This is a genomic window from Polaromonas sp. P1_E3 (assembly GCF_056405935.1).
In genome coordinates this window covers 1-16369 of the sequence record NZ_JBFUBD010000053.1, presented here as the reverse complement: position 1 = coordinate 16369, position 16369 = coordinate 1, and the positions used below count along the sequence as shown (strand labels likewise).

15 protein-coding genes are annotated in these 16369 nt (G+C 62.1%); 7 read left to right on the top strand and 8 right to left on the bottom strand.

Annotated features, from left to right (window positions below):
* The 4 genes from AC1D0Z_RS09380 to AC1D0Z_RS09365 form a co-directional block, all read left to right on the top strand.
* Positions 1-161, top strand: a 161-nt coding sequence (locus AC1D0Z_RS09380; protein WP_477657978.1) for a CreA family protein, incomplete at its 5' end; no start/stop codon positions are given.
* Positions 162-269: 108 nt separating this feature from the next.
* Positions 270-1001, top strand: a complete 732-nt coding sequence (locus tag AC1D0Z_RS09375) for a glutathione S-transferase N-terminal domain-containing protein (protein WP_477657975.1) — start codon at positions 270-272, stop codon at positions 999-1001.
* A gap of 59 nt (positions 1002-1060) precedes the next feature.
* A complete protein-coding gene (locus tag AC1D0Z_RS09370; protein WP_477657977.1) occupies positions 1061-2956 on the top strand; it encodes a PAS domain-containing hybrid sensor histidine kinase/response regulator in 1896 nt (631 codons plus the stop codon).
* Positions 2957-3227: 271 nt separating this feature from the next.
* Positions 3228-3941, top strand: coding sequence for a YebC/PmpR family DNA-binding transcriptional regulator (locus AC1D0Z_RS09365; protein ID WP_477657974.1), 714 nt, complete (start codon positions 3228-3230; stop codon positions 3939-3941).
* Between the two features lie 184 nt (positions 3942-4125).
* On the opposite strand, the gene clpB is transcribed toward AC1D0Z_RS09365, so the two are convergent.
* Both clpB and AC1D0Z_RS09355 read right to left on the bottom strand, forming a co-directional pair.
* On the bottom strand, positions 4126-6726 hold the full coding sequence (gene clpB, locus AC1D0Z_RS09360; protein WP_477657973.1) for an ATP-dependent chaperone ClpB: 2601 nt from the start codon (positions 6724-6726) through the stop codon (positions 4126-4128).
* Positions 6727-6875: 149 nt separating this feature from the next.
* Complete coding sequence (locus tag AC1D0Z_RS09355) at positions 6876-7358, bottom strand: molybdenum cofactor biosynthesis protein MoaE (RefSeq protein WP_477657972.1); 483 nt, start codon at positions 7356-7358, stop codon at positions 6876-6878.
* Between the two features lie 320 nt (positions 7359-7678).
* Here AC1D0Z_RS09355 and dapA point away from each other — a divergent pair, with 320 nt between their 5' ends.
* Positions 7679-8599, top strand: coding sequence for a 4-hydroxy-tetrahydrodipicolinate synthase (gene dapA / locus AC1D0Z_RS09350; protein WP_477657971.1), 921 nt, complete (start codon positions 7679-7681; stop codon positions 8597-8599).
* An 18-nt stretch (positions 8600-8617) separates the two neighbouring features.
* On the opposite strand, the gene moaD is transcribed toward dapA, so the two are convergent.
* The 6 genes from moaD to AC1D0Z_RS09320 form a co-directional block, all read right to left on the bottom strand.
* Positions 8618-8869 (bottom strand): molybdopterin converting factor subunit 1, encoded by a 252-nt coding sequence (gene moaD, locus AC1D0Z_RS09345; protein WP_431095882.1) that lies wholly within the window; start codon positions 8867-8869, stop codon positions 8618-8620.
* A 19-nt stretch (positions 8870-8888) separates the two neighbouring features.
* Positions 8889-10148, bottom strand: coding sequence for a molybdopterin molybdotransferase MoeA (locus tag AC1D0Z_RS09340; protein WP_477657970.1), 1260 nt, complete (start codon positions 10146-10148; stop codon positions 8889-8891).
* A gap of 58 nt (positions 10149-10206) precedes the next feature.
* Entirely contained in the window at positions 10207-10755 is a 549-nt protein-coding gene (gene mobB, locus AC1D0Z_RS09335; protein ID WP_477657969.1) for a molybdopterin-guanine dinucleotide biosynthesis protein B, read from the bottom strand.
* 95 nt (positions 10756-10850) lie between these two features.
* On the bottom strand, positions 10851-12347 hold the full coding sequence (locus tag AC1D0Z_RS09330; protein WP_477657968.1) for a threonine synthase: 1497 nt from the start codon (positions 12345-12347) through the stop codon (positions 10851-10853).
* Entirely contained in the window at positions 12347-13669 is a 1323-nt protein-coding gene (locus tag AC1D0Z_RS09325) for a homoserine dehydrogenase (protein ID WP_477657976.1), read from the bottom strand. The genes AC1D0Z_RS09330 and AC1D0Z_RS09325 overlap by 1 nt, the downstream gene beginning before the upstream one ends.
* Positions 13670-13771: 102 nt before the next feature.
* The gene (locus AC1D0Z_RS09320) at positions 13772-14995 is read right to left on the bottom strand and encodes a pyridoxal phosphate-dependent aminotransferase (RefSeq protein WP_477657967.1); all 1224 of its coding nucleotides are present in this window, start codon (positions 14993-14995) and stop codon (positions 13772-13774) included.
* A gap of 202 nt (positions 14996-15197) precedes the next feature.
* Here AC1D0Z_RS09320 and AC1D0Z_RS09315 point away from each other — a divergent pair, with 202 nt between their 5' ends.
* Entirely contained in the window at positions 15198-15596 is a 399-nt protein-coding gene (locus AC1D0Z_RS09315; RefSeq protein ID WP_477657966.1) for an Mth938-like domain-containing protein, read from the top strand.
* Between the two features lie 123 nt (positions 15597-15719).
* On the top strand, positions 15720-16196 hold the full coding sequence (locus AC1D0Z_RS09310; protein WP_477657965.1) for a peroxiredoxin: 477 nt from the start codon (positions 15720-15722) through the stop codon (positions 16194-16196).
* Positions 16197-16369: the final 173 nt, after the last annotated feature.

Here is a 16369-nt window from a genome sequence, read left to right as displayed (position 1 = left end):
TTTCACTGGTCTTCAAAAAACTGCGTGTGGTGCGCATGGTGGACACCAAACGCAACACCCTTGTCTATCTCACCTATTCAGATCGCGTGATTGAGGGTTCGCCGCAAAACAGCGTGACGGCGGTTCCGGTGCCGGCGGGCACCGTGATTCCGGTGAAGTAATGGCAAGACGGCCGGTGGTTGGCGGGCGGCCTGAATACCCCCGCTGGCCGGCGGGACTAGCGTGCTGCGCCATCGGTATTTTCACTTTTGACAACAGAATTTCGACCCATGACCCAAACCACAAACCCAAGCACCGCCACCGCCCTCTCCGATTTCCCCATCACCCAGAAATGGCCGGCCCAGCACCCTGACCGCATCCAGCTGTATTCGCTGCCCACGCCCAACGGCGTGAAGGTATCGATCATGCTGGAAGAGTGCGGCCTGCCCTATGAGCCGCACCTGGTTGACTTTGGCAGCAACGACCAGATGTCGCCGGCCTTTTTGTCGTTGAACCCGAACAACAAGATCCCTGCCATCCTCGACCCGAACGGTCCCGGCGGCAAACCGCTGRGCCTGTTCGAATCCGGCGCCATCMTGATCTACCTTGCCGAAAAAACCGGGAAATTCCTGCCCGCGGATGCCGCGGCCCGCTACGAAACCATCCAGTGGCTGATGTTCCAGATGGGTGGCATCGGCCCGATGTTTGGCCAGCTCGGCTTCTTCCACAAGTTTGCCGGCAAGGACTATGAAGACAAGCGCCCGCGCGACCGCTATGTCGCCGAATCAAGCCGCCTGCTCGGCGTGCTGAACCAGCGTCTTGAAGGCCGCAGCTGGATCATGGGGGACGACTACACCATTGCAGACATTGCCACCTTCGGCTGGGTACGCAACCTGATCGGGTTTTATGGCGCCGGCGACCTGGTGGAAATCCAGAAATTCCCCCACGTGACGCGCGTGCTCGACGCGTTTGTGGCGCGCCCCGCGGTCGTCAAGGGCCTGGGTATTCCCGCGCGCGCTTGACGCCGCCATGCGCGCCCGGCCGATAGGCCGGGATGGTCAAATTGGCTATCATGGCGGGCATGTCCGACAAGCCAGCTCCCAGCCTGCAACAGATCACAACGGACCGCTTTCGCCTGCTGGTGGATGCGGTGCAGGACTACGGCATTTTCATGCTCGACACCACGGGCAACGTGATGTCCTGGAATATCGGCGCCCAGCGCATCAAGCAATACCAGGCCGACGAGATCATCGGCCGCAATTTCTCCACCTTTTACCCCCCTGAGGCAGTCGCCGCCGGATGGCCCGCCGAGGAGTTGCGCCGTGCCGAAAGAGACGGGCGCTTCGAGGAAGAAGGCTGGCGCATACGCAAGGATGGCAGCCGTTTCTGGGCCAATGTCGTCATTACCGCGCTCAGGGACGAACACGGAAAACTCGCCGGTTTCGGGAAGGTTACACGCGACCTCACGGAACGCCGGGCTCACGAGGAAGCGCTGCGCGAGAGCGAGGAACGCTTCAGGTTCATGATCGAAGGCGTGCGGGACTACGCGATCTTCATGCTCAGCCCCGACGGCGTGATCGAGAGCTGGAACAGCGGCGCGCAGCTCATCAAGGGCTACAGCCCGAGCGAAGTCATCGGCAAACATTTCAGCCTGTTTTACCGTCCTGAAGACCTTGAGGCCGGCAAACCCCAGGCCGAGCTGAAGGCGGCCCTGGAGCACGGCCGGGCCGAAGAAGAAGGCTGGCGCGTTCGCCGCGATGGCTCGGTGTTCTGGGCCAATGTGGTGATCGCCCCGGTGTATGACACGGGCCGGCAACTGCGCGGCTTTGTCAAAGTCACCCGCGACATGACCGAAAGGCGACGCCTGCACGAGCTGGAAAAATCCAGCAAGCGCATGAGCGAGTTCCTTGCCATGCTGGCGCACGAGCTGCGCAACCCGCTGGCCCCCATCCGCAACGCCATCACCATCCTGCAGCTGGAGCCCTCCCCCAGCCCGCTGGTTCGAAGCAGCCGCGACATGATTGACCGGCAGCTTTCGCACATGACACGGCTGGTCGACGACCTGCTGGATGTCGGGCGGCTGACCACCGGCAAGATCCGCTTCAAGGCGGAGCAGGTTTCCTACAACCAGGTGGTGGCCCGTTCCATCGAGGCGGTGCGCCCGTTGTTTGACGCGCGGCGCCACCGCCTGACGACAGACATCCCGGCAGCGTCGATGCTGGTGCAAGGAGATGCCACGCGGCTTGCACAGGTATTGCAAAACCTGCTGATCAACGCGGCCAAGTACACCCCCGAAGCGGGATTGATTGAGCTGAAGGTCTGGCAGGAAGGATCTCAGCTGTACACCTCGGTCAAGGACAACGGGCTGGGACTCTCGTCCGAGGCGCTCAGCCAGATCTTCGAGCTGTTCTCCCAGGGCGACGCGCAGACCGCCGCGCGGGAAAGCGGGCTGGGCATCGGTCTCACCCTGGCGCGCTCCCTGGTGGAAATGCACGGCGGTGCATTGCACGCCGAAAGCGAAGGGGCCGGCCGTGGCAGCACCTTCACGTTTTTCCTGCCGAATGCGCAGGTGCAAGCCAGCGACTCCGCCGACATGGACGGCGGGCAAGGCGCGCCCATCCTGGTGGTGGACGACAACCGCGATGCCGCCAACAGCCTGGCCGAAATTCTCAGGCTGATGGACTGCCAGGTGAAAGTGGCCTACGACGGCCCCGCCGCGCTGGAGCTTTTTCGCCAGCAGACGCCGCAAGCCATCTTGCTGGACCTGGGCATGCCGGGCATGAACGGCTACGAGGTGCTGACAGCCCTGCGCGGCCTGCACGGCGGCGACCAGGTCACCGTCGCGGCCCTCACCGGCTTCGGCACGGACGAGGACAAAAAACGCGCCCTCGCGGCCGGGTTCGACGAACACCTCACCAAGCCGCTGGACTTCGCCGCCTTGCAGGCATTCCTGCAAACTGCCGGCGTGGCGGTTTGAATCTCTGGGGACGGCAGAAAGTAAGCCTGGCCTGGCGCCTCATTCACGTAAACGCCCAAAGTCCAATAGAAACGGGCGCAAGCAGCTATTAAATACATAGCAGCCTGAAAAATCGTCGACCAGCCCGGCTGGCCAGCAGGTCCTCCGGCGGGTTACCCCGGCCATGGGTGTATAACCAGAGCCCCGGTTCCGCGCCTTTTCCCCATCGCGCGCGGCCACCTCATATCAAGCGGGCGCACTGGGCGCCCTGCCACACCAAGGAACATCAAACATGGGCGCGCAGTGGAAAGCAAAAGGCAAGGAACTGGCGGCAAATGCCAAAGGCAAGGTATTTGGGAAACTGGCCAAGGAAATCATGGTGGCCGCGCGCAGCGGCGCTGACCCGTCATTGAACGCGCGCCTGCGGCTGGTGGTCGAACAGGCGCGCAAGGTCTCCATGCCCAAGGAGACACTGGAGCGTGCCATCAAGAAAGGCGCCGGGCTCACGGGCGACGCGGTGCATTTTGAACACGTGATCTACGAGGGTTTTGCACCGCACCGCGTACCGGTCATGGTCGAATGCCTGACCGACAACCTGAACCGCACCGCCTCCGAAGTTCGCGTGCTGTTTCGCAAAGGGCAGCTGGGCACCTCCGGCTCCGTCAGCTGGGATTTCGACCACGTAGGCATGATTGAGGCTGAGCCTTCCGCAGCCGGCGCAGACCCCGAGCTGGCCGCCATTGAAGCGGGCGCCCAGGACTTTGAGCCCGGCGAAGAAGAAGGCAGCACCCTGTTCCTGACCGATGCCGCCGACCTGGACCTGGTGAGCCGCGCATTGCCGGCCCAAGGTTTCAGCGTGCTGTCGGCCAAGCTGGGCTACAAGGCCAAGAACCCGATTGACCCGGCTTCGCTGAGCGCTGCGGACCTGGAGGAAGTGGAAGCCTTCCTGGCCGCTATCGACGCGAACGATGACGTGCAAAACATTTTTGCGGGCCTGGGTGGCTAGGCACCAGGCATCTGTACCGCAGCGCCCCGATTGACGCTTCACCGCGCCGGTGCTTCAGGAATGCAAAAGGCCCGCTTTCACACTGAAAGCGGGCCTTTTGAGACATTTCAGRCAKCAAAACAGCCTGAGACCCAATAGGGACGGGCGCAAGCAGCTATTAAATCAATAGCGCCTGCAGCGCAGTTTACTGTGGCGCCGTTTCAAACTTGAACACGCCCGGGTCGCGGATCGGGTCGACATCCACCGGTATCGTGCTCTTGGGCGGAAAGCGCCCTTCGAGCAACAGCTTCGATAGCGGGTTTTCAATGCGCTGCTGGATGGCCCGCTTGAGCGGACGCGCGCCAAACACAGGGTCAAACCCCACCTTGGCGAGCTCGGCAATCGCCGCCTCCGACACCTCCATGTTGAGGTCCATTTTCTGCAGACGCGCGATCAGCGTACGCAGCTGGATGCGGGCAATCGACTCGATGTTTTTCGCGTCGAGCGAATGGAACACCACGGTCTCGTCAATGCGGTTCAGGAACTCGGGCCGGAAGTAGTTCTTCAGCTCGCCCTCCACCGCTTCCTTGATGTCCTCGTAGGGCTGGCCCACCATCGACTGGATGACGGGCGAGCCGATATTGCTGGTCATCACGATCACGGTGTTCTTGAAGTCCACGGTGCGGCCCTGGCCGTCGGTCAGGCGGCCGTCGTCCAGCACCTGCAGCAGCACATTGAAGACATCGGGGTGGGCCTTCTCCACCTCATCGAGCAGCAGCACGCTGTAGGGCTTGCGGCGCACGGCTTCGGTCAGGTAGCCGCCTTCCTCATACCCCACGTAGCCCGGGGGCGCACCGATCAGGCGGGCCACCGAATGCTTTTCCATGAACTCGCTCATGTCGATGCGGACCAGGTGGTCTTCGCTGTCGAACAGGAAACCCGCCAGCGCCTTGCACAGCTCGGTCTTGCCCACACCGGTGGGGCCCAGGAACAGGAAGGAGCCGGTGGGTCGATTGGGGTCGGACAAACCCGAACGCGAGCGGCGGATGGCATTGGCCACGGCGCCGATGGCTTCGTCCTGACCGACCACGCGTTCATGCAGCTTGCCTTCCATGAGCAGCAATTTGTCGCGCTCGCCCTGCATCAGCTTGCTGACGGGAATGCCGGTGGCGCGCGCCACGACCTCGGCGATTTCTTCCGCGCCGACCTGGGTGCGCAGCAGCGTGGGCGCGTTGGACTTGCCTTTGTGGGCTTCGCTGTCCTGCGCTTCTTTCAGGCGTTTTTCAAGCTCGGGCAGCTTGCCGTACTGCAGCTCGGCGACCTTGTTGAAATCGCCCTTGCGGGTGAACTCCTCGATCTGGAAGCGGATGCGGTCGATCTCTTCCATCACGTCCTTGGAACCGAGCGCCTGTGCTTTTTCAGCCTGCCAGATTTCGTCGAGGTCGGAGATTTCCTTTTGCAGCTTGACAATCTCCTCTTCGATCAGGCCAAAGCGTTTTTGCGAGGACTCGTCTTTCTCGCGGCGCACGGCTTCACGCTCGATCTGCAGCTGGATCAGGCGGCGGTCCAGCCGGTCCATGACCTCCGGCTTGGAATCCATCTCGATCTTGATCTTGGCCGCAGCCTCGTCGATCAGGTCGATGGCCTTGTCAGGCAGGAACCGGTCGGTGATGTAGCGATGGCTGAGCTCGGCAGCGGCCACGATGGCCGGGTCGGTGATCTGCACGCCGTGATGGGCTTCATACTTTTCCTGCAGGCCACGCAGGATGGCAATCGTGGCCTCCACGGTCGGCTCACCCACCAGGATTTTCTGGAAGCGGCGCTCCAGCGCGGCGTCTTTTTCAATGTACTTGCGGTATTCGTCGAGCGTAGTGGCGCCCACACAGTGCAGTTCGCCGCGCGCCAGCGCGGGCTTGAGCATGTTGCCCGCATCCATGGCGCCTTCGGCCTTGCCGGCGCCCACCATGGTGTGCAGCTCGTCAATGAAGACGATGGTCTGGCCTTCATCCTTGGCCAGTTCATTCAGCACGGTTTTCAGGCGCTCCTCAAATTCGCCGCGGAACTTGGCGCCGGCCAGCAGCGCCGCCATGTCCAGGCTCAGCACGCGCTTGCCCTTGAGTGARTCAGGCACCTCGCCGGCSACGATGCGCTGGGCCAGGCCTTCGACGATCGCGGTCTTGCCGACGCCGGGCTCGCCGATCAGCACGGGGTTGTTTTTGGTGCGGCGCTGCAGCACCTGGATGGCGCGGCGGATTTCATCGTCGCGGCCGATGACCGGGTCGAGCTTGCCCAGGCGGGCGCGTTCGGTCAGGTCCATGCAGTATTTTTTGAGGGCTTCGCGCTGGCCTTCGGCGTCGGCGCTGTTCACGCCCTGGCCGCCGCGCACGGCATCAATCGCCGCTTCCAGCGCCTTGCGGGTCAGGCCGTTTTCCTTGGCCAGCCGCCCTGCATCGCTCTTGCTGTCGGCCACGGCCAGCAGGAAGAGCTCTCCGGCGATGAACTGGTCGTTGCGCTTGATGGCTTCTTTTTCGGTGGCCTGCAGCAGCCTGGCGAGATCGGGGCTGACCTGGACCTGGTCCTGGCCTTCCACTTGCGGCAGCTTCTTGACGGCCGCATCGGCCGCCTGCGTGAGGCCGCCCACATTGACGCCGGCTTTCTCCAGCAGGGCACGGGGGCCGTCCTCCTGGCGCAGCATGGCGGCCAGCAGGTGAACGGGTTCGATATAGCCGTTGTCATTGCCCAGCGCGAGGGATTGCGCGTCGCTCAGGGCTTCCTGGAATTTGGTCGTAAGTTTGTCTTGTCGCATTGAATTTGACTCCGCAAAGGGGCTCGAGGGCTCACGAAGGAGCGGTTATCGCCGAGTTTGGGGCTTTTGCGCCCCTTTTCAAGTCATTCAGCCACAAGCACAGCAGGCGATTGGGCCGCGTTTGACGCAGGTCAAGCCCCGCAGCGGGCTCAGGCGTTGCTGGCGCTGATGCCCCATTTCGCCAGTGCCGCATCGTCGCTGACCCGGGCGTCCACCCAGCGGGCGCCTTCCGGCGTTTCTTCTTTTTTCCAGAACGGCGCCTGGGTTTTCAGGTAGTCCATCAGGAATTCGCAGGCCTTGAAGCTCTCGCYGCGATGGGCCGAGATAACGGCCACCATGACCACCTGGTCCAGCGGCTGCAGCAGGCCAACGCGGTGGATGACGCGGGCGCCGAAAATATCGAAGCGCGACATCGCCTCGTCGATCATGCCCTCGATGGCTTTTTCGGTCATGCCTGGGTAATGTTCGAGTTCCATGCTGCTGACGCTCATGCCGTCATTGCGGTCCCTTACCGTGCCGGTGAAAGTGCAAACGGCCCCGACCCGCTTGTCGCCGACGCGCAGTGCGGCGACCTCATCGGCGAGGTTGAAGTCATCGGTGGTGATCACGACACGAGGGGAAGGCGAAGTCATAGTGGCAATTTTGCCACTGAGCCGCTCCGGCTGGTGCCTGTTCAGTGCCGAAGCAGGTGCCAGAATCCGCCACGTCAAGTAATATGGATGGATGACTGGCCACATTCACCTTCTTGCCAACCGGACGCCCGACAGCGCCCGGGGCTTTGAAGCGTGCGCCAGCAAATCGAAAAAACCGTTGCTCATTTGACCGGGGCTGCGGTTCCGTCGTCGAATGAGCGATGGAACCGCCGGCTACTTTTCCAAGTCTTTTGCGGACACACCTTCTCTTGTTCTGATGGCGGCCTTCCAAGCCGGTCAGTTTTTCAGGATGTGTATTCATGCAAACAGCGCTCAACGTCAACCAGGCCGCTCAGGCAAATCAACCCGCTCAGGCAACTTACGATTTCTCGGGACTCTGGATCCCGCTCGTCACCCCGTTTGACGAGGACAAGGTCGACTACGGGGCCTTGAAGCGCCTGGTGGCGCACTACCGGGCCAGCGGCATTGCCGGGCTGGTGGTTTGCGGCTCCACCGGCGAAGCCGCCGCCCTGGATGAAGACGAGCAACTGGCGGTACTGCAGGCCGTGATGGCTGAAGCGCCCAGCCTGCCAGTGATCATGGGCTTGTCCGGCTACCACCTGGGTAAAACGGCTGCACGTGTCCGCACCTTAAGTCAGCTGAACCTCGCTGGCATCTTGCTCCCGGCACCCAGCTATATCCGCCCTTCGCAGGCAGGCTTAATCGAATGGTTCACCACCCTGGCCGATGCCAGCGCAGTGCCGGTGGTGCTTTACGACATTCCCTACCGCACGGGCAGCCAGATGGCACTGGAGACCATTCGGGCGCTGGCGATGCACCCACGCATTCAGGCGCTCAAGGACTGCGGCGGTGACCCAGCAAAAACACGGTCGTTAATCGCCCACGGGCAACTGCAGGTGCTGGCGGGCGAGGATGCGAACATTTTCACGACGGTGGCGGCTGGCGGCCAGGGCGCCATCGCGGCAGCGGCGCATTTGCATACGGCGCGATTTGCGGAAGTTGTCCGGCGCCTTCGAGCGGGCGACGTGGCCGGCGCCGGGACTTTGTGGAAACCGCTGCCGCCGCTGATCGAAGCCCTGTTTGCAGAACCTAATCCGGGCCCGCTCAAGGCATTGCTGGCGCGCCAGGGTTTGCTGCGCGACGAGTTGCGCAGCCCGATGACGCGCGCGTCTGCAGCCTTGGTGGACCAGCTTGTGAAGCTGGATGCGCTGGTAGTTTGACCCCCGTGAGTGAGCGGATCAGCCGCCGGTGACGGGCGGAAAGAAGGCGACTTCGCAGCCCTCACTGAGTACAGCCGACTCGTCGCTCATGACCTGGTTCAGCGCCATGCGTACGGACTTGCCGCGCGCAAGCGCTGCAGCATGCGCGGACGTGGCGGCCAGCAGTTCGTCGCGCAGGCCCGCCAGCGTGGTGGCGGAGGTGTCTCGCACCTCGCTGCCCTGCCCGATGGCTTCGCGAATCGAGGCAAAGTATTTGACGGTGATTTTCATGCCGGACCTTGCGGAATGTTTAGGACATCAATGCCGAAAACGGGATGAACTGCACCACGTCACCGTGCGCGATGGTCTGGCCTGCCGGGTTGTCGATCACGCCGTCACCCCAGACTGCCGAGGTCAACACGCCCGAACTCTGGTTGCCGAACAGCTCCAGCCCGCCGGCTGCGTTGCGCCTGACGCGCAGGAACTCGCGGCGCTTGTCGGCTTTGGGCCAGTTGAAATGGGCCGGCGCCGCAATCGGGCTGGCGGCTGTTTGCACAGCGCCCTGCAGCTTGAGCAGGAAAGGCCGCACCAGCACCAGGAAGGTCACGAAGCTGGAGACGGGATTGCCAGGCAGGCCGATGAAATGGGAGCCGGCAATCTTGCCGTACGCAAAGGGCTTGCCCGGTTTCATGGCAATCTGCCAGAGCGCCAGCTCACCCAGTGCCTGCACCGCGGGCTTGATGTGGTCTTCTTCGCCCACCGACACGCCACCGCTGGTGAGGATCAGGTCGTGCTGCTCGCTGGCGCCCTTGAGCGCGGCAATGGTGGCGTCCAGCCGGTCCGGCACGATGCCCAGGTCGGTGACCGTGCAGCCCAGGCGCAGCAGCAGCGCGCGCAAAAAGAAACGGTTGGAGTTGTAGATGGCGCCGGGTTTCATGTCGGCGGGGGCGACTTCGCCGGGCATGACGAGCTCGTCGCCGGTGGAAAAGAGGGCCACGCGCACCCGCGGCGCCACCTGCAGTTTGTCGAAGCCGATGCTGGCGGCAAGGCCGAGCGAAGCCGGGGTCAGGCGCTCGCCGCGGCGCAGCACCACAGCACCCGAGGCCACGTCTTCACCGCGACGGCGGATCCACTGGCCGGGCTGGGGTTGCACCCTGATGCGCACGCCGGCGTCCACCACTTCGCAGTCTTCCTGCATCACCACGGCATCGGCGCCCGGCGGAATGGGTGCGCCGGTAAAGATGCGCGCCGCGGAGACTGGGGCCAGCAGGTGGCCGCTGCTGCCGGCCGGAATGCGCTGGTTGACCTGCAGCGCGGCACCTTCGGCCCAGTCGGCGGTGCGCAGCGCATAGCCGTCCATGGAGCTGTTGTCATGCGCGGGCACGTCGAGGCTGGACACCAGGTTCTGGGCCAGCACGCGGCCGTCGGCGTCAAAGGTGGAAACGGTCTCGAAACCGGGCAGCAACGCCGCGCGGTCCAGCAACTCGGCCAGCGCCTGGTCCAGTGGCTTCAAGGGGGTCCGGCCGGGCTGTGGCGCAGGCCCAGCGGGCGTAGGGGAAACAGAACTCATGGTCGGGGTGTCCGGAACAAAAGCATGAACGGAACGAAAGGCCTGCCTCGGCGAATGCTCAACCGAAACGGTCTTCGAACGAATAGGCGAAGCGTTCCTGATTGTTGACCAGGTACTCTGCCACGGCGCCGGCGTCGTCCAAATCCAGCACCGGGCGCAAGGTTGCTGCCGGCAGTTGATCGGGCGCATCCGTGGCAACCGCGACGATGAAGTCGTCGTCCGGATAAAGCGCGGGCTTGCCGGGATAGTCTGCCGAAGGAGCGCGCCAGACTTCCACCTTGAGCAGGTCGCTGCTTTTAAAACCTTCGACCAGCACCCAGTCCACGCCGCCATAAAGTTCGGCGATCAACTGATGCACCGTGAGTTCTGACGGCTTTTCAAATTCGCGCATCAGTGCCAGCCGGTTGGCCGAAGCCACCACAACTTCAAAGGCTCCGGCCGCACGGTGGCGGAAGGTGTCCTTGCCCGGGTGGTCGATGTCGAACTTGTGGTGGGCATGCTTGACCACCGAAACACGCAGGCCCCTGGCCTTCAGTGCCGGGATCAGCTTTTCGACCAGTGTGGTCTTGCCCGACCCCGAATACCCTGCAAATCCGACCACGTTCATGATGCCGCTCTCACAGAAAGGAAAACAGAAGTACGCCTTCTTTGCTATTAAAAATATAGCTACTTGCGCGCGTCAAATATGGGCTGCGGCCCGATTCAATGCACATTGTCGGCAATGTAGCGTTTGATCACGCCCGCATCGGCCGGCAGCACCTTGACGCGTTTGGGCAGCGCCTCAATGCCTTCGAACTTCGCGGGCCGGGTGGGTGACTGGCCCAAGGCTTCTTCAATGGTGGCCGCGAACTTGATGGGCAAGGCGGTTTCCAGCACGACCATGGGCACGCCGGGCTGGAGCTGCTCGCGCGCCACTTTCACGCCGTCGGCGGTGTGGGTGTCGATCATGGTGCCGAAACGCTTGTGGGTATCGCGGATGGTGGCCAGCCGGTCGGCGTGGGTGCTCTTGCCGCTCACGAAACCGTAGCGCTGCGCGGCCGATTTGAAAGCGGCCTCGCCGCTCAGGTCGAACGAACCCTGGCTGCCCAGCTGGTCATGGAACAAGGCCCTGGTCTTGCCGCCGTCGCGGCCCAGCAGGTCAAACACAAAACGCTCAAAATTCGAGGCCTTGGAGATGTCCATGGACGGGCTGGAGGTTTCGTGCGTGTCGGCGCTGCTGCGTACGCGGTAAACGCCGGTGCGGAAGAACTCGTCAAGCACGTCGTTTTCGTTGGTGGCCACTACCAGCTTGGCGATGGGCAGGCCCATCATGCGGGCGACATGGCCGGCGCAGACATTGCCGAAATTGCCGGACGGAACCGTGAAGTCGACCTTCTGCAGCTGGGAATTTTCCGACGGGCCGCCCCTAGGAAAATTAGCCCCCTCGGGGGGCAGCGAGGACACGCCAGTGCCGAGCGTGGGGGCCACGTTCGTGGCCTGAAAGTAGCCGGCGAAGTAATAAACGACCTGCGCCATCAGGCGCGCCCAGTTGATGGAGTTGACCGTGCCGATCTTGTATTGGCGCTTGAAGGCCAGGTCGTTGGAGACAGCCTTGACGATGTCCTGGCAATCGTCGAACACGCCGTCAATGGYGATGTTGTGGATATTTTCGTCCTGCAGGCTGAACATCTGGGCCTGCTGAAAAGGGCTCATGCGGCCATTGGGCGATGTCATGAAGACGCGCACGCCCTTCTTGCCGCGCATGGCGTATTCGGCCGCGCTGCCGGTGTCGCCGCTGGTGGCGCCCAGGATGTTGAGCTCTTCACCGCGCCGTGCCAGTTCATATTCGAACAGGTTACCCAACAGCTGCATGGCCATGTCCTTGAAGGCCAGCGTGGGGCCGTTGGACAGGGCTTCAAGGTAAACGCCGTCTTCGAGCTTTTTCAGCGGCACGATGGCTTTCGTGCCAAACACTTCTTCGGTATAGGTTTTGTTGCAGAGGGTTTTGAGATCAGCCGCCGGAATATCGTCGACGTACAGCGAAAGCACCTCGAAAGCCAGTTCGGCGTACGACAGGCCGCGCCACTTCTGCAGCGTGGCCGCGTCCACCTGCGGATATTGCTCTGGCAGGTAAAGGCCGCCGTCGGGTGCCAGGCCTTCTAGCAGGATTTCACAAAAGCGCTTGCGGTCTGCATGGCCGCGGGTGGAGATGTACAACATCAGGCCAGCTCCTCCTTGCGGATGCGGGTGATGGGCGCGAGCACCGTGGGCAACGCCTGCATTTGGGCCAGGGCTTCGTTCATCTTCGCTTCCACGCACTCGTGCGTGAGGATGATGAGGTCGGTGTGCGTGGAACCCACGCCGCCCACTTCATCGGCTTCGCGCTGCAGCACGGCATCGATGCTGATGTCCGTGCCAGCCAGGATGCCGGTGACCTTGGCCAGCACGCCAGCCTGGTCTGCGACTTTGAGGCGCAGGTAGTAGCTGGTGACGACTTCGGACATGGGCACCACGGGCAGGTCGCTCATCGCGTCGGGCTGGAAAGCCAGGTGCGGCACGCGGTGTTCTGGGTCTGCGGTGTGCAGACGGGCAATGTCCACCAGGTCGGCGATCACGGCGCTGGCGGTGGGCTCGCTGCCCGCGCCCTTGCCGTAGTACAGCGTGGTGCCGACAGCGTCGCCCTGCACCACCACGGCGTTCATGGCGCCTTCAACATTGGCGATCAAACGTTTGGCCGGCACCAGGCTGGGATGCACGCGCAGCTCAATGCCGTTGGCGGCGCGCTTGGTGATGCCCAGCAGCTTGATGCGGTAGCCAAGCTGCTCGGCATAACGGATGTCTTGTGCGGCGAGGCCCGTGATGCCCTCGACATACGCTTTGTCGAACTGCACGGGAATGCCGAAAGCAATCGCCGACATCAGCGTGACCTTGTGGCCGGCATCTACGCCTTCGATGTCAAAGGTGGGATCGGCTTCGGCATAGCCCAGGCGCTGCGCTTCTTTGAGCACGACGTCGAAGTCCAGGCCTTTGTCGCGCATTTCGGACAGGATGAAGTTGGTGGTGCCGTTGATGATGCCGGCGATCCACTGGATGCTGTTGGYGGTGAGGCCTTCGCGCAGGGCCTTGATGATCGGGATGCCGCCGGCCACCGCCGCTTCAAACGCGACCATCACGCCCTTGCGGTGGGCCGCTGCAAAAATCTCGGTGCCGTGCACGGCCMGCAGCGCCTTGTTGGCGGTGACGACGTGCTTGCCGGCCTCGATGGCTTCAAGCACCAGCTGTTTGGCGATGCCATAGCCGCCTATGAGTTCGATCACGATGTCGACGTCGGGGCTGGCCACGACCTTGCGGGCATCGTCCACCACCTGCACGCCGGGGCCGACTGCGGCCTTCGCGCGCGCCACGTCGAGGTCGGCCACCATGGTGATCTCAATGCCACGGCCGGCACGGCGGCGGATTTCTTCCTGGTTGCGCCGCAGTACGTTKTAGGTGCCGCTGCCCACGGTGCCGATGCCCAGGAGGCCTACGCGGATGGGGCTCAAATTCGTCGGTTTCATAGTCGCTGAGGTCTTGTTTTAGTTGATCGTGGAGGCCTGCCGCCTCGATGGCGCAGGGAACTGGGGAATGAAGGGGCAAGTACAGGGTCAAGTTCGGTTGTTGCGGTAGTTCTCGAGGAACTTCGCAATGCGGCCAATGGCTTCGCGCAGGTCTTCCTCATGCGGCAGGAAGACGATGCGAAAGTGGTCCGGCTCGGGCCAGTTAAATCCCGTGCCCTGCACCAGCATGACCTTGGTCTCCTTGAGGAGCTCCAGGAAAAACTGGCGATCGTCCTTGATCGGGTAGACCTTGGGGTCGAGGCGCGGAAACATGTAGAGCGCAGCGCTGGGTTTGACACAGGTGACGCCGGGTATGGCGGTAATCAGTTCGTAGGCCATGTCGCGCTGGCGGCGCAGGCGGCCGCCCTCGCAGGTCAGGTCGTTGATGCTCTGGTAGCCGCCCAGCGCSGTCTGGATAGCCCATTGGCCAGGCACGTTGGAGCACAGCTTCATGTTGGCCAGCATGTTCAGGCCTTCGATGTAGTCTTGCGCCTGCTTCTTGGGGCCCGACACCACCATCCAGCCGGCGCGGTAACCGCAGGAGCGGTAGCTTTTGGAGAGCGAATTGAAGGTCAGCGTCAGCACGTCGGTCGAAAGGCTGGCGATGGCCGTGTGCTTCACATCGTCGTACAGCACCTTGTCATACACCTCGTCCGCGAGGATGACCAGGCCGTGCTCGCGCGCGATGGCGACGATGCCCTTGAGGAGGTCGTCGGAATACAGCGCGCCCGTAGGGTTGTTGGGGTTGATGACCGCAATGGCTTTGGTCTTTGGCGTGATCCGGGCACGGATATCGTCCAGGTTGGGCATCCAGCCATTGCTTTCGTCACACAGGTAATGCACTGGCGTGCCGCCCGAGAGGCTGGTGGAAGCTGTCCACAACGGATAGTCGGGCGCGGGAAGCAGCAATTCATCGCCGTCGTCGAGCAAGGCGTTGGTGGCCATGGAAATCAGCTCGCTCGCGCCGTTGCCGAGGTAGATGTCGTCGAGCGTTACGCCCTTGATGCCCTGCTTCTGGGTTTCATGCATCACGGCTTTGCGTGCGGCAAAAATGCCTTTGCTGTCCGAATAGCCCGCCGAGGCAGGCAGGTTACGGATCATGTCCTGCTGGACTTCTTCCGGGGCGTCAAAACCAAACACCGCGAGATTGCCGATATTGAGCTTGATGAGCTTCTGGCCCTCTTCCTCCATCTGCTTGGCGGCATCCATGATCGGGCCGCGGATGTCATAAAGGACATTGGCCAGCTTGGCAGATTTCGTGATCGGTTTCATGCGGTTTCAAGAGGTATGTGGGCAGGGCCCTGGCGCCCACCATGCTGGCAACGGGGAAGAAGCATCAGCGTCAAGGCAGGAAATTCAGGCGGAATCTATAATTTGACCACATAAAAGAGGGGTTTTGCCTGCAAAAACCGGCAACCGCCCCCTGTGAACCGGCGCGCTCCACGCCATCAAAAACCGCTTAAATAATCGCCGCATGAAACTCCAGCCAGACCGTCTCGATGTGCAGTCCATCCTGGGCTATGGCCCCGGCTGGGTCGGCTTGGGAACCAACGGTGTCGCCGAGAAAATCGAACACAGCATCGTGATTGGCTCAAGGGGCGAGAAGTTTGACTGGAACTGCACGCGTTTTGATCAACTTACGGCAGAGCATTTCGCCCTCCTGGCCGAGACGCAGCCCGAACTCGTAATTTTCGGCAGCGGCTCCCGGCTGCGCTTTCCGCCTCCAGCCTTTTTGCGCGGCCTGATGGAACGCCGCATCGGCATTGAGACCATGGACACGTTGGCGGCCTGCCGGACCTACAACATCCTCGCCGGAGAAGGCCGGCAAGTGATTGCCGCCCTGCTGATTGAAACAGAAGAAACAGAAGGCTGAAATGCCCTCTCTTTCAGGGTAAAATCTAGGGTTGCACTTGGCACCACATCCAGGACTCGCGTCCCGGGCCGGTTGCCCAAAGGCGCGGCTAATTACAACTACTTTCGTCAGGGTCTACTCAGTATGGCAGTCGTCGTCAATAAACCACTCCCCGAATTTGAAGCGATCGCCACGAGCGGCATCAAGGTTTCCAACACTTCCCACGTCGGCAAAGTCGTTGTGCTGTACTTCTACCCCAAGGACAACACGCCAGGCTGCACCACGGAGGCCATGCAGTTCCGTGACCGCTACAAGGATTTCGTCAAGGCCGGTGCGACCGTGTTCGGCGTATCCCGCGACAACATGAAATCGCATGATGAGTTCAAGTCCAAGCTGGAGCTCCCGTTCGAACTCATCGCTGACACCGAAGAAAAAATGTGCCACATGTTTGGCGTGGTCAAAAACAAGATCATGTACGGCAAAAAGGTTAAAGGCATCGAGCGCAGCACCTTCCTGGTGGGCGCCGACGGCCAGCTGAAAGAAGAGTGGCGCGGCCTGAAAGTGCCCGGCCATGTGGACGACGTGCTCAAGGCCGTCAAGGCCCTCAAAAAGGCCGCCTGAGCAGCCTTGACGCCAGTTAGCAACAAAGGATTGCAAAGGATTGCCCTGTCACGCGAGTTGTGCATAATGAACTCATGCTGTTGACCTTCGCAACTGCGCCAAAAGAACAAGCCGCCCTGGTTTCAAGGCGGCTTTTTCGCTTCTGGAACCCTTCTTTTTTAGAGAGTTTTAAG